This is a genomic window from Streptomyces sp. NPDC055287 (genome assembly GCF_053646035.1).
The window spans coordinates 315982-329249 of the sequence record NZ_JBSHNE010000001.1; the positions used below are offsets into that span (position 1 = coordinate 315982).

10 protein-coding genes are annotated in these 13268 nt (G+C 71.9%); 6 read left to right on the plus strand and 4 right to left on the minus strand.

Annotation, left to right across the window (positions count from 1 at the left end):
• Positions 1–35 precede the first annotated feature (35 nt).
• The 3 genes from ACWIHY_RS01360 to tdh form a co-directional block, all read right to left on the minus strand.
• Entirely contained in the window at positions 36–953 is a 918-nt protein-coding gene (locus ACWIHY_RS01360; protein WP_454373486.1) for a LysR family transcriptional regulator, read from the minus strand.
• The gene (locus ACWIHY_RS01365) at positions 950–2131 is read right to left on the minus strand and encodes a glycine C-acetyltransferase (protein ID WP_454373487.1); all 1182 of its coding nucleotides are present in this window, start codon (positions 2129–2131) and stop codon (positions 950–952) included. The genes ACWIHY_RS01360 and ACWIHY_RS01365 overlap by 4 nt, the downstream gene beginning before the upstream one ends.
• A gap of 192 nt (positions 2132–2323) precedes the next feature.
• Positions 2324–3352 (minus strand): L-threonine 3-dehydrogenase, encoded by a 1029-nt coding sequence (tdh, locus tag ACWIHY_RS01370; protein ID WP_454373488.1) that lies wholly within the window; start codon positions 3350–3352, stop codon positions 2324–2326.
• 160 nt (positions 3353–3512) lie between these two features.
• Here tdh and ACWIHY_RS01375 point away from each other — a divergent pair, with 160 nt between their 5' ends.
• The 5 genes from ACWIHY_RS01375 to ACWIHY_RS01395 all read left to right on the plus strand — a co-directional run bounded on the left by ACWIHY_RS01375 (position 3513) and on the right by ACWIHY_RS01395 (position 9517).
• Positions 3513–4592, plus strand: a complete 1080-nt coding sequence (locus ACWIHY_RS01375) for an enoyl-CoA hydratase/isomerase family protein (RefSeq protein ID WP_454373489.1) — start codon at positions 3513–3515, stop codon at positions 4590–4592.
• Positions 4593–4611: 19 nt separating this feature from the next.
• Positions 4612–5241, plus strand: coding sequence for an alpha-ketoglutarate-dependent dioxygenase AlkB (locus ACWIHY_RS01380; RefSeq protein WP_454373490.1), 630 nt, complete (start codon positions 4612–4614; stop codon positions 5239–5241).
• A gap of 114 nt (positions 5242–5355) precedes the next feature.
• Positions 5356–7128 carry a S8 family serine peptidase gene (locus tag ACWIHY_RS01385; protein ID WP_454373491.1) on the plus strand — a complete coding sequence of 591 codons (1773 nt, stop codon included), beginning with the start codon at positions 5356–5358 and terminating at the stop codon, positions 7126–7128.
• A 74-nt stretch (positions 7129–7202) separates the two neighbouring features.
• On the plus strand, positions 7203–8282 hold the full coding sequence (locus ACWIHY_RS01390) for a ComEC/Rec2 family competence protein (RefSeq protein ID WP_454373492.1): 1080 nt from the start codon (positions 7203–7205) through the stop codon (positions 8280–8282).
• Positions 8279–9517 (plus strand): patatin-like phospholipase family protein, encoded by a 1239-nt coding sequence (locus ACWIHY_RS01395; RefSeq protein ID WP_454373493.1) that lies wholly within the window; start codon positions 8279–8281, stop codon positions 9515–9517. Before ACWIHY_RS01390 ends, ACWIHY_RS01395 begins: the two co-directional genes overlap by 4 nt.
• A gap of 116 nt (positions 9518–9633) precedes the next feature.
• On the opposite strand, the gene ACWIHY_RS01400 is transcribed toward ACWIHY_RS01395, so the two are convergent.
• Positions 9634–10449, minus strand: a complete 816-nt coding sequence (locus ACWIHY_RS01400) for an SDR family NAD(P)-dependent oxidoreductase (RefSeq protein ID WP_454373494.1) — start codon at positions 10447–10449, stop codon at positions 9634–9636.
• A gap of 190 nt (positions 10450–10639) precedes the next feature.
• On the opposite strand from ACWIHY_RS01400, the gene ACWIHY_RS01405 reads away from it, so the two are divergent.
• Positions 10640–13189, plus strand: a complete 2550-nt coding sequence (locus tag ACWIHY_RS01405; RefSeq protein WP_454373495.1) for an ATP-binding SpoIIE family protein phosphatase — start codon at positions 10640–10642, stop codon at positions 13187–13189.
• Positions 13190–13268: the final 79 nt, after the last annotated feature.

Below are 13268 nucleotides of genomic sequence, written 5' to 3' on the forward strand. Positions count from 1 at the left end.
CCGGCGAACGAGACACGGCTACGCGGTCCCCGCCGTCAGCCGGTGGTGGAGAGGCCGGCCGCCGACGCGGCCAGGGCGTCCAGTACGGGGCTGATCAGGGGGTGGTCCTCCGCCCCCCGGCGCACCGCGGCGAACACGCGGCGGGTCGCCGCCGGGCCCGCGACGGGGCGTACCACCGTGTCCTTGAGCTCCATCCCGCGCAGCGCCGAGCGCGGCACCAGTGCCACCCCCGCCCCCGCACCCGCCAGCGCCACCACGGCGCGGAAGTCGTCCGAGGAGTGCACGAGCCGTGGCTCGAAGCCGGCGAGTTCGCAGGCCAGCAGCATCACGTCGTGGCAGGGGTTGCCGGGGTACGGGCCGATCCAGTCGCTGTCGGCCAGCTCGGCCAGCGAGACCGCGGGGCTCTGGCCCAGCGGATGCGACGCGTGCAGTACGGCGTCGAAGGGCTCCGCGTAGAGCGGCACGCGCGCGAGGCGCCGGTCGTCCTCGCGCGGCGCGCCCCGGTACTCCACGGCCAGGGCGACATCCGCCTCCCCGTCCAGCACCAGCGGCAGGCTCTCGTCCCCCTCGGCGTCCCGGACCCGGACGCGGATGTCCGGGTGGGCGTCCGCGAGACGGCTGATCGCCGGGGCCAGCACCTCCGCGATGCCCGTCGCGAAGGCCACCACCCGTACCTCACCTGCCGCGCCGCCCCCGTATGCCGCCAGCTCCGCCTCGGCCCGTTCGAGCTGCGCCAGTACGGCGTTGGCGTGGGCCAGCAGAATGTCACCGGCCGCGGTCAGCCGCACGCCCCGGCCGCTGCGCGTCAGCAGGGTGTGGCCGGTCTCCTGCTCCAGCGCGGCGAGCTGCTGGGACACGGCGGAGGGGGTCAGATACAGCGCAGCCGCCGCGGCGGTCACCGTCCGGTGGTCCGCCACGGCCCGCAGGATGCGCAGTCGTCTGGGGTCGATCACCCAGCCATTGTCGCTCGCGCGTCGATGAACGCCGCCACGGCCCGCTCGACGTCGGCGGTCGAGTGCGCGGCCGAGAGCTGGACCCGGATACGCGCCGCGCCCATCGGGACCACGGGGTACGAGAAGCCGATCACGTACACGCCGCGCTCCAGCAGTAGCTCGGCCATGCGGCCCGCCTCCGCCGCGTCACCGATCATGACGGGCGCGATGGCGTGGTCCCCGGGGAGGATCTCGAAGCCGGCCTCGGTCATCTTCGTACGGAACAGCTTGGTGTTGGCGGTGAGGCGCTCACGCAGCTCGCCCGCCGACTCCAGGAGGTCGAGGACCTTGATCGACGCGGCGGCGATCACCGGGGCCAGGGAGTTGGAGAAGAGGTACGGGCGCGAACGCTGGCGCAGCAGCTCGACGATCTCGGCGCGGGCCGCGACGTAACCGCCGGACGCGCCGCCGAGCGCCTTGCCGAGGGTGCCCGTGATGATGTCGACGCGGTCCATCACGCCGTGCAGCTCGGGCGTGCCGCGGCCCTCGGGACCGACGAAGCCGACGGCGTGCGAGTCGTCGACCATCACCATGGCGTCGTACCGGTCGGCGAGGTCACAGATCTCGGCCAGCGGGGCGACGTATCCGTCCATCGAGAAGACGCCGTCGGTGACGACGAGACGGCGGCGGGCGTCCTGCGTGTCCTTGAGCTGCTGCTCGAGGTCCGCGAGGTCGCGGTTGGCGTAGCGGTGGCGGCGGGCCTTGGAGAGGCGGATGCCGTCGATGATCGACGCGTGGTTGAGGGCGTCGGAGATGACGGCGTCCTCCGGGCCGAGAAGCGTCTCGAAGACGCCGCCGTTGGCGTCGAAGCAGGAGGAGTAGAGGATCGTGTCCTCCTGGCCCAGGAAGGCGGAGAGGCGCTGCTCCAGCTCCTTGTGGATCTCCTGGGTGCCGCAGATGAAGCGGACCGAGGCCATGCCGTAGCCCCAGCGGTCCAGGGCGTCCTTGGCGGCTGCGACGACCTCGGGGTGGTCGGCCAGGCCGAGGTAGTTGTTCGCGCAGAAGTTGAGTACGTCGCCGGAGGGGACGGAGACGGACGCGCTCTGCGGGGTGGCGATGACGCGCTCGGGCTTGTAGAGACCGGCGCTGCGGATCTCGTCGAGGGTGGCGCGGAGGTCGTCGCGGACGGAGGTGTACATCTGGTGGGCCTCTCCCTGGCGGGTGCGGTGGTGGGTGATGGGGTGGCGGCTCGCCGCGCGGGGCCGGTTCCCCGCCGCGCCGCGCGACGGCACATCTCAGCCCCTGCGGCGTCTGAGGAGTGGAGTCCGGGGCGGAGCCCCGGTCCGGGAAGGGGGCGGGGCGGGCAGAAGGGCCCCGCGCAGCGGTACGGGCTAGCTGGTCCAGTCGAGGATGATCTTGCCGCTGCGGGCGGTCGCCGCCTCGTCGAAGGCCGCGTCGAAGTCCTGGTGCGCGTAGCTGCCCGTGATGACCGGGCTGAGGTCCAGGCCGCCCTCCAGCAGGACCGTCATGGCGTACCACGTCTCGAACATCTCCCGCCCGTAGATCCCCTTGACGGTGATCATCGACGTCACGATCTTCGACCAGTCGACGGCGAACTCCTCCGCCGGCAGGCCGAGCATCGCGATCCGCCCGCCGTGCGTCATGTTCGCGACCATGTCCCGCATCGCCTCGGGCCGGCCCGACATCTCCAGACCGATGTCGAAGCCCTCCTTGAGGCCCAGCTGCCGCTGTGCGTCCGCGATGTCCGACTCCGCCACGTTGAGCGCGAGTGTCGCGCCGGCCTTGCGGGCGATCGCCAGACGGGACTCGCTGACATCGGTGATCACGACGTTGCGCGCACCGGCGTGACGGGCGACGGCCGCGGCCATGATGCCGATCGGGCCCGCGCCCGTGATCAGTACGTCCTCGCCGACCAGCGGGAAGGACAGGGCCGTGTGCACGGCGTTTCCGAAGGGGTCGAAGATCGCGGCGATGTCCAGGTCCACCTTCGCCCGGTGCACCCAGACATTGGACGCAGGCAGGGCGACGTACTCGGCGAAGGCGCCGTTGCGCCCGACGCCGAGGCCGATCGTGGACCGGCACAGGTGCCGGCGCCCCGCGAGACAGTTGCGGCACTTCCCGCACACCAGGTGGCCCTCGCCGCTCACCAGGTCCCCCACCGCGATGTCCGCGACATCGGCGCCGACGGCCGCGACCTCGCCCACGAACTCGTGGCCGAGGACGAGCGGGGTGGAGACGGCCTGCTGGGCCCAGCCGTCCCAGGACCTGATGTGCAGGTCCGTGCCGCAGATGCCGGTACGCAGCACCTTGATCAGCACATCACCCGGGCCCGTCTCCGGCTCCGGCACGTCCATCAGCCACAGCCCGGGCTCGGCGTACTGCTTGACAAGTGCCTTCATGGCTTCGGCTCCAGGCGGGATGCGGGGGAGATCGTGAACGCGTACCAATCTGTCGCCCCGGCGCCCCGCGGTCCATCGAGGATTTCTTAACCGGGCCAACAGCGCAGCTTCACGCGGGCCCGCGGCGCCCGCTCACGCGTCGCGTCCCTACGCTGGCCCGATGACCGACGACTCCGTACTCCTGCGCACCGACGGGCACGCCGCCCACCTCACGCTCAACCGCCCCCGCGCCATCAATGCCCTCGACCACGCCATGGTGAACCGCGTCGCCGGCGCCCTCGCCGCCTGGGAGCGGGACCCGGCGGTCGTGACCGTGGTGATCACCGGGGCGGGGGAGCGCGGCCTGTGTGCGGGCGGGGACATCCGTTCGATCCACGCGGACGCCTCGGCCGGCGGTACCGCATCGGCGGCGTTCTGGCGCGACGAGTACCGGCTCAACGCGCACATCGCCCGCTTCTCCAAGCCGTACGTCGCCGTCATGGACGGCATCGTGATGGGCGGCGGCGTCGGGGTGTCGGCGCACGGCAGCGTCCGCGTCGTCACCGAACGCTCGCAGGTGGCCATGCCCGAGACCGGCATCGGCTTCGTGCCGGACGTCGGTGGCACCTGGCTCCTGTCCAGGGCGCCGGGACGGCTGGGCACGCACCTGGCGCTCACCGGCGCGGCGGTCGGCGCGGGGGACGCCCTGCTGTGCGGGCTCGCCGACCACTTCGTACCGTCGGACCGGCTGCCCGCCCTCCTCGCGGACCTCGCGAAGGACCCGGCGCGGGAGGTGCTGCCCCGGTACGCCCGCCGGGCGCCTGAGGGCGCATTCGCCGTACAGCGCGCGTGGATCGACCACTGCTACGCCGCGGACACCGTCGAGGAGATCGTCGGCCGGCTCTTCGACAGCGGCGAGCCGGCGGCGAAGGAGGCCGCCGAGACGATCCTCGCGAAGTCGCCCGTCGCGCTCAAGGTGACCCTGGCCGCCATGCGCCGGGCGGCGGGGCTCGGCACCCTCGAACAGGTCCTGGAGCAGGAGTACCGCGTCTCGTGCGCGGCGCTGTCGTCACCCGATCTGGTCGAGGGCATCCGCGCGCAGGTGATCGACAAGGATCGTGTTCCGCGCTGGTCACCGGCCACCCTCGCGGAGGTCACGGCCGAGCAGGTGGAGCGTTTCTTCGCGTCGCCGGGCGGGGACGCCGACGACCCCGAGACGCTCTGGCTGCAATCCCCGGCCATAATTCGCACAAACATTTGAGTGACGGTACACTGGGCCCATGGCCGTACATCTCCAGGGCTCACTCTTCGACCAGGGAGACGAGATCGCACTCGGCCCGCTGGAAGGGCTCCGCCGTACGGAGCTCGGGCACGGTGCCTGGATCGACGTACTGCCGCAGTGGGTCGGCGGGGCCGACTCGCTCTTCGACGTACTGGCGCACGAGGTCGCATGGCACGCCGAGAAGCGCGTCATGTACGAGCGTGTGGTGGAGGTGCCGCGGCTCCTGTCGTTCTTCGGCGAAGACGACCCGCTGCCGCATCCCAGCCTCGAAGAGGCCCGTACCGCACTGAACGCGCACTACGCCGCCGAACTCGGCGAGCCGTTCGTGACGGCCGGACTGTGCCTCTACCGCGACGGACGGGACAGCGTCGCCTGGCACGGCGACACCATCGGGCGGGGCAGCAGCGAGGACACCATGGTCGCGATCATGTCTCTGGGCGCACCCCGGCAACTGGCGCTGCGGCCGCGCCGACGCGACTCGGCCACCGTGCACAAGCCGCTGGGGCACGGCGACCTGATCGTCATGGGCGGCAGTTGTCAACGCACCTGGGAACACGCGATTCCCAAGACCTCGCGTGCCGTGGGGCCGCGCATCAGCGTGCAGTTCCGCCCCCGGGGCGTGCGTTGAGAGGCTCTGTTGCGAGTCCCCTTCCCCGGACGGAGAATTGAGAACACCACGCACAACACGTGGAGCACCACCCGTTCCGCCGATGTCCCTTCCCTCCGGGAGCCGGGAGCACTCATGGATCGAGAAGACCTTGAGGCGGCGTTCTACGGGGAAGGGCCGTTTCCCGTTCCGTGGGCCACCGACTGTCCCGTGCGCTTCGACGCCTGGCTGGCACTGGCCCAGCCGTCGCCTCCCGGACCCGATCACCGCGAGGACCTGATCCTCGCGATCAACGAGGAGCACGGCGTACTGCGGGTTCTGCAGCAGTTCAAGCAACTGCGGATGACCGACTGCCAGCCGGTCGCGGCGGGCAGTTTCGTGGCGGCCCGGCTGACGCTCGGCGAAGTCGTGCAGGCCGTGCTTCCCATGACGAACCTGCTCAGCCTCGTGCGCCTCGGGAAGGAACTCGCGCAGCAGGTGGGCCCGGCGGGCGTCGAGGCCGCCCTCCAGGGACACTTCAAGAGCCCGCCGACCAGCGACGTCCACGACAACATCGAACGGCGCCAGGAGCGCGGCAAGCACCTCATGTGGTTCCTCAACCTGCTGCGCAACGTGATCACCGCCTCGCATCCGGAACTCAGCCGCGCATCCGCAGACGATCCGGCCATGACCGAGGCAATGACGAACATGCTGGCGGACGTTGCCCTGGAGTCGCCACTGACACGGCCGTCGGGCACCCCGGCCAGGGGTGTCATCGACCGCAGGCAGCGGCACCCGGTCACATCCGTGACGACCAACCGCCAGGCCGCGCCCGCGGTCGTCCGGTCCCGGTCCACGATCAAGGCCGATGCCGCCGAGCAGGTCTTCTCCGTCGACTGCGGCTCGATCGGCTGGGCCGTCGTCGACAGCGGTATCGACGCCCGGCATCCGGCGTTCAGCGACTGGGACACGTCCGTCACGCCCGCACAGCAACTGGCCTCACGCGTCACCCGCGCCTTCAACTTCGTCGGCGTACGGGGAACACTGTCCGCCGACGCGCTCGAGAACGGCCTCATCGACTGGTCGCGCGCCCTGCCGTACGTCGAAATGGAACTCCCCACGCCGCAGAACCGCGCGATGCGGACCGACATGCCGTACACGACCCCGGGCGACCACCACGGCACGCACGTCGCGGGGATCCTCGGCGCCTGGTGGCCCGACCGCGCGTTCCGCGGCATCTGCCCGCGGATCAGGCTCTACGACTTCCGGGTCCTCGACGACAAGGGCGAGGGGGACGAGTTCTCCATCGTCACGGCACTTCAGGCGATCCGGCACATCAACGAGCAGGCAGGCCGGTTCGTCATCGCCGGCGTCAACATCAGCCTTTCCGTACCGCACGACGTGGCGACCCACTCCACCGGATGGACGCCCGTGTGCATCGAGTGCGACCGTCTGGCGCGATCGGGCGTCGTGGTCGTCGCGGCGGCCGGCAACGCGGGGTTCAGCGGAGCGATGCGGACCCTGGGCACCGATTATCACAGCATCAGCATCTCCGACCCCGGCAACGCGGAGTCGGTCATCACCGTCGGCTCGACACACCGCAGCAACCCGCACCGCCACGGCGTCAGTTACTTCTCCAGTCGCGGCCCCACGGGCGACGGCAGACCCAAGCCCGACCTCCTCGCGCCGGGAGAGGACATCGACGGCCCCATCCCCGGCGCGGGCATCTCCGCGATGCACGGTACGAGCCAGGCGGCCGCCCACGTCAGCGGAGCCGCGGCGATGCTGCTGGCCCGCAACCGGGAGCTGATGGGGCGTCCCGAGCGGGTGAAGCAGATCCTGTGCTCGACGGCCACGGACCTCGCCCGCGAGCGGGACTTCCAGGGCCACGGCCTGGTCGATGTCCTCAGGGCGATGCAGTCCGTCTGACAGCCCGTCTGATGCCGTCCGTCCGAGGCAGGAGGCAGGAGGCAGGAGGCAGGAGCAGGCAGGAAGGAGCCACCATGCTCACCTTCGATTTCCTCGACGCCCGCCACGGGGACTGTTTCCTCGTACGGTGGGGAACGCGGGACCAGCGCGTCATGCTCGTCGACGGCGGTCCTCCCGGTGTCTACGAGGCCTCGCTCCGCGACCAGTTGACGCACCTGACACCCACCCACAACGGCGTCCCGACGCTCGACGTCGTCTGCCTCTCGCACGTCGACGACGACCACGCCGCCGGACTGGTCAGGCTGCTGGCGGAACTGCGGCGGGCACGACGGGACGAGCTTCCCGAGCCCTTCGGCGTGACGAGACTGTGGTTCAACTCGGTGGAGGAGCTCGTCGACCGGCGCGCCCCCGGCCTGAGCGCCTCCGTCCAGCCCCTCGTCGACCGCGCCCTGACCGACAGCGGCGCGGTGAAGGCGAGTTACGGCCAAGGGCGCGCCATCCGCGACGAGGCGACGGCACTGGGCCTGGCCGGCAACCCCCTGTTCGGCGGGCCGCTGACCGAGGGCGCCGAGACGACGCTCGACGACCTCCACGTCAGCGTCGTCGCACCCGACGAGGAGGCCCTCGAACGGCTGGAGAAGCGCTGGCGCGAGGCGAAGAAGCGGGGCGACCCCGAGGTGATCTCGGCGGCGTACACGGACAGCTCGATCCCGAACCTCTCGAGCATCGTTCTGCTGCTGAGGCACGACGGCCGTACCGCGCTGCTCACGGGGGACGCGCGCGGGGACCGCATACTCGACGGGCTGCGGGCCGGCGGCCTGCTCACAGACTCGGAGCCGTTCCACGTCGATCTGCTGAAGCTGCCGCACCACGGGAGCGAACGCAACGTGGAACGCGACTTCTTCGAGAGCGTGCGAGCCGACCACTACGTGATTTCCGCCGACGGGATCAGACACCACCATCCCCACGAGGACACCCTGCGGTGGCTCGTCGAGTCCAGGGACGAGGACGACGAGTACGTCATTCACCTGACGAACGACATCGCCTTCGCGACCGACGCGCTCGCAGAGCTGCGCGGGAACCGCAGCTTCGAGGTCGACATCAGGCCACCCACGGACCCCGCGCTCGTCATAGAAGTCGGTGATCAACGATGAGCTCAGCCGCCCACCCCACCACGGACGCCTGGGTCGTGGACTCGCCCGCCGTGGGCACGGGCCTGCGGGCGCTGCCGTGCGGCGACACACTCCGCCCGGCCGAACCGCCGGCCGCGGCGCTGCCGGTCGCGGTCACCCTGTCCGGAGGCGGCTTCCGGGCCACGCTCTCCGCGCTGGGTTTCGTACGGCTGCTGGCCGACGCGGGGCTGCTGTCCGGCCTGCGGTACGCCTCGTCCGTGTCCGGCGGATCGGTCGCCAACGGATTCCTCGCCGCGGCCTGGCCCGCCCTGCGGGAGCGGGGCTTCACTGCCCGGGCCTTCGACGAACTCGTCGTGGACCCGGTCGTCGAACGCATCTCCTCCCGGTCGTTCAAGCGGGCGCTCCTGCGGGGCCTGTGGCGGACGCTGGGTCCGATGACCCGTACGGAACTCCTTGCGAAGCGCATGGACGAGTGGTTCTTCGACGGAATCGAGCTGAAGGACCTGGACCCGGAGGTGCGCTGGATCTTCAACGCGGCGAACCTCACCACCGGCGCCCGGTTCACCTTCGAACGCGACGTGTTCGGCGACTACACGACCGGACTGGCCCCTACCTCCGGCACGGGACTGAGGATGAGCCTCGCCGTGGCCGCCTCCGCCGCCGTACCCGGCGCCTTCCCGCCCCTGGTCCTGGACCGCGCCCACTTCCCGTGCGCCACGCACGCGCCGGCGCTGCTGGACGGGGGAACGTACGACAACACCGGCCTGGAAGCCATCGACAGCGAACGCTACCGTCACGCCTTCGTGCTCGTCCTCAACGCCGGCGGACTCCTCCGGCCGGGCGTGTACGGCCGCGTGCCGGTGATTCGCGACCTCGCACGGGCCAACTCCCTGCTGTACTGGCAGAGCACGGCGCTGCGGACCCGGGCGATCGTGGAGCGCTTCCAGCGGGATCAGGGTGCCGACGGCGACGGCGTGCCGTCGCACGGTGCCCGTCGCGGGGTCCTGGTCGGACTCTCCACCGACTTCCCGCCGAACGGCTCGGAGCCGCTGCGTCAGTGGCGCGAGGCGTTCGCCGAGCACCGGGCTTTCGACGGCCGGGACCTGGCGCTCGTGCCGACCGTCTTCGACCGCCTCGACGCGGACCTGTGCCGGGCGCTGGTCTACCGGGGCTGGTGGCTCGCGGGCGCCGGACTCGCCTCCTTCCACCCGCACCACCTGCCGAACCTGGCCTCGCTGGCGCCGCCCCGGCTCTGAGGCCGAAGGCTGTGACGGCCCGGGCGACAACGGCCGAGGCTCTTACGGCCGAGGCGACACCGGGCCGGATCGCGACGGCCCAGGCGACACCGGCCAGGATTTCGACGGCCGGGTGGTCAGCCGCGCTCGCGCGCCTCGATGCGGAAGTCGAACGCGGCCGTCCCGGGATCGAGCGCCGTCACTCCGCCGTCGACCGTGAGCACCGCGCCGTTGACGTAGGACGCGGCGGGCGAGAGCAGCCAGCTGATCGCCTCCGCGACTTCGCCCGCCTCACCGGGGCGCCGCCCCGGCAGCAGCCGGGTCGCCTCCTCGTACGCCGCTTCCACGCCGCCTTCCCCCAGCCCCGCCTCCTCGGCGAACCGCGCCATCCGCCGGTCGGCCATCTCGGTACGCACCCAGCTGGGGCACACGGTGTTGGCACGCAGTCCGTACTGCCCGTAGTCGACGGCCAGCGAACGGCAGAGCTGGAGCAGAGCCGCCTTGGACGTGGCGTACGCGGCATTGCCCACGCCGTTGCGCAGCGCGGACACCGAGGCGACCGCCACGACCGCGCCGCGCGTCTCCAGCAGATGCGGGAGCGCGGCGCGCAGCAGCAGGAAGGGGCCGGTGAGATTCGTACGCATCACGGCCTCCCAGTCCTCGACCGACAGCTCGCCCACGGCTCCCGAGCGCCCGGTTCCCGCGTTGAGTACGAGCCCGTCCACCCGCCCGTAGGCGGCCACGGTCGCGTCCACGAGGCCACGGACCGCGTCCGGGTCCGCCGTGTCGGACGGGTGCGCCAGCGCCCCGGTCTCCTCGGCGAGGCGTCGCAGCGGCTCCGGCCGGCGTCCGGAGACGACCACCCGATGCCCGGCTTCGCGCAACAGCCGGGCCGTGGCGGCGCCGATCCCCGTCCCTCCGCCGGTGACGATGACAACTCGCTGTTCCGCCATGGTTGTTCGGCCCTCCGTCGTCGTCGCTCACCCGTCCCATGATCATAGGGAGACGCGCGTTCGCGGGCGAGCCCGGGCGGCCCCGGCACTCGATGGAAGGCATTTCCGGCCGTAGTCCCCGCACCGGCCACTACCCGCCCGTACCGTGAGGTCCTTCGGAGATCTTGCCGCTGGGAGGGAACGCAAGCCCATGGAAGCTGTGGTGCCACGGCAGCGCGCCGTGTCCGGCCGGATTCCGCTCGCGGTCGTCGTGGTGGGCGGCGACGGCCTCGTGTCGCACTGGAGCTCCGGCGCGCAGCGGCTCTTCGGTCACCGCAGGCAGGACGCCGTGGGCGCCCCCGCCGCCGACCTGCTGCCGATCTCCGGCGCCCTGACCACGCCCTATGGGTACGACGCCTTCGCCGCCGGGCACGAAGGGCCGCCCGGCGGCTTCGCCGGCCACCTCACGTCCGGGCGTGCCAAGTGCACTCGGCCGGGCGGCGGCCCGCATCAGCCTGCCGATTCCGGTTCGCTGGACGTGCTGTGGTGGGCCTACCCGTTGGTCCTGCCGGGGCCGGAGCGGCTGCTGGTACTGGCCGCCGATGCCGCCCGGCTGGGCGAGGACGGCGACCCGCACGAGCGGGTCGCCCCCGGTTTCGCGCTGCACACCGAATTCCCCGGGGCGGGCCGGCTCGCGGACCGGCTGCCGGACATCCTTCCCCACATGGGTCCGGCCACGGCGGGCCGGATCGTGTCGCAGATGCTCGAACTGGGCTACCCCGTACTGGAGATGAGTACGTACGAGCGAGTCCCGGTCACGCCCGACTGGGGCGTACCGAAGCACCGTGGGCGCAGGACACGGACGGCTCCGGAGCACGGCCGCCCGGCGGGCGGCCCCGACCGGGCGCTCGGCCACGCGGAGAACGGCCGTCAGGATGTCGCCCTCGACCACGATCTCGGCCAGGCCCAGTCCCAGCCCGAGGCCCGGAGCCACGACCTCGACCACGACCTCGACCTCGACCAGACCCTTGGTGAGGACCTCGAACACGCCGCCGTCCGCGAGCGGTTGGAGTTCCTCAACGAAGTGAGCGGCCGCATCGGCAGCTCACTCGACCTGGCCCGCACGATCCGCGAGGTCACCAGCGCCGCCGTACCCCGCTTCGCGGACTTCGCGGGCACCCACCTGCGGGTGCAGATCCTCGCCGGGGAGGGGTTCCCTGACGGTCCGCCGGACGCGACCACCGCCTGGCGCCGGGTCTGGGTGGAGCACAACGACGAGCCGGGCCGCTGGGACGACACCGTCCCCGTCGGGGAGGAGATGACGTTCCCCGGCAAGACGCCGTTCTTCCAGTGCATGGTGACGGGTGAACCGGTGCTGATCCCGCACATCGGGACCGAGCTGAGCGAGCGCATCTCCGCCCAGTTCGAGAAGCGGGACCTGCGCCCCCTGATCGGCGGCCGGTCGCTGCTGGTCGTCCCGCTGACGGCGCGCACGGTGGTTCTGGGCTTCATGGTGCTGATGCGCCGCCCGGGCCGCGAGCCGTTCACCGACATGGACCGCAGAACCGGTGCCGAGCTCGCCGCCCGGGCCGCCCTCGTCCTGGACAACGCCCGCATGTACACCCACCAGCAGCAGGCGGCCGAGGCTTTGCAGGAGAGCATGCTCCCGCAGGTCGAACCCCGAATGGCCGGCTGTGACATCGCCACCCGCTACCTGCCGGGCACCGCGCTGGGCCGGATCGGCGGCGACTGGTTCGACGCCATCCGGCTGCCCGGCTCCCGTACGGCCCTGGTCGTCGGTGACGTCATGGGGCACGGACTGAACGCGGCGGCCATGATGGGCCAGCTCCGCACCGCCGTACACACCATGGCCGTGCTGGACATCTCCCCGGCGCAACTGCTGCGCAATCTCGACGATCTGGCGAGCCGGCTCGGCGACCACTATCTCGCCACCTGCCTGTACGCGGTCTATGACCCGGTCGCCTGCGAGCTGCTGATCTCCAGTGCGGGCCATCTGCCTCCCGTGCTCGTACGGGCCGAGACCGGTCGCGGAGAGCTGCTCGACGTGCCCGGCGGCGCGCCGATCGGCGTCGGGGGTGTGCCGTTCGCCACCGCGCGGGTACGGGTGTCGCCGGGGGACCGGCTGGTGCTGTGCACGGACGGGCTGGTCGAGGTGCGCGGCGAGGACATCGCGACCGGCCTGGCGGCGTTGTGCGTGTCGGCGGCGCGGCCGGCCGCCTCCATGGACGAGGCGTGCGACACCGTCGTCCGCACGCTGGCCGGCCCGGCGGCCGCGGAGTCCGGTGGGCGCAAGGACGACCTCGCACTGCTGATGGCCCGGCTGAACGGCATGCCGGCCGAGGACACGACGACCTGGCGGCTGGAGCCCACGCCGGCCGACGTGGGGCGGGCCCGGCGGCTGGTGGCCGGCCAGCTGGCGCGCTGGGGACTGCCGGAGCTGACCGACACCACCCGGCTGCTGGTGAGCGAGGTCGTGACCAACGCGGTACTCCACGCGGGCGGACGCCCCCTGGAACTGCGTCTGGTCCGCGCGGACACCCTGCTCTGCGAGGTGTCGGACGAGGACCACAGGCTGCCCGTACTGCGGGACGCGGCGCCGGAGGAGGAGTGCGGGCGGGGCCTTCGCCTGGTGAGCCGGCTCGCCCACCGGTGGGGAGCGAGCCGCTTCGGCCCGGGCAAGGTGGTCTGGTTCGAGCAGGCACTGCCGGCACGAGCGCGCTGCGGCACACGGAGCGGATGACCGCCGTCCGGGGTGTCCGGGAGGGTGGCACCGGGGTAGGAACCGGGCGTGAGGCGCATCGCGGCGCCCGGGCGGTACG

Bases quoted from the DNA above. Each gene is read 5' to 3' on its own strand.
- ACWIHY_RS01365 (WP_454373487.1), bottom strand. From the start codon at position 2,131: ATGTACACCTCCGTCCGCGACGACCTCCGCGCCACCCTCGACGAGATC.
- tdh (WP_454373488.1), bottom strand. From the start codon at position 3,352: ATGAAGGCACTTGTCAAGCAGTACGCCGAGCCCGGGCTGTGGCTGATG.
- ACWIHY_RS01375 (WP_454373489.1), top strand. From the start codon at position 3,513: ATGACCGACGACTCCGTACTCCTGCGCACCGACGGGCACGCCGCCCAC.
- ACWIHY_RS01380 (WP_454373490.1), top strand. From the start codon at position 4,612: ATGGCCGTACATCTCCAGGGCTCACTCTTCGACCAGGGAGACGAGATC.
- ACWIHY_RS01385 (WP_454373491.1), top strand. From the start codon at position 5,356: ATGGATCGAGAAGACCTTGAGGCGGCGTTCTACGGGGAAGGGCCGTTT.
- ACWIHY_RS01390 (WP_454373492.1), top strand. From the start codon at position 7,203: ATGCTCACCTTCGATTTCCTCGACGCCCGCCACGGGGACTGTTTCCTC.
- ACWIHY_RS01395 (WP_454373493.1), top strand. From the start codon at position 8,279: ATGAGCTCAGCCGCCCACCCCACCACGGACGCCTGGGTCGTGGACTCG.
- ACWIHY_RS01400 (WP_454373494.1), bottom strand. From the start codon at position 10,449: ATGGCGGAACAGCGAGTTGTCATCGTCACCGGCGGAGGGACGGGGATC.
- ACWIHY_RS01405 (WP_454373495.1), top strand. From the start codon at position 10,640: ATGGAAGCTGTGGTGCCACGGCAGCGCGCCGTGTCCGGCCGGATTCCG.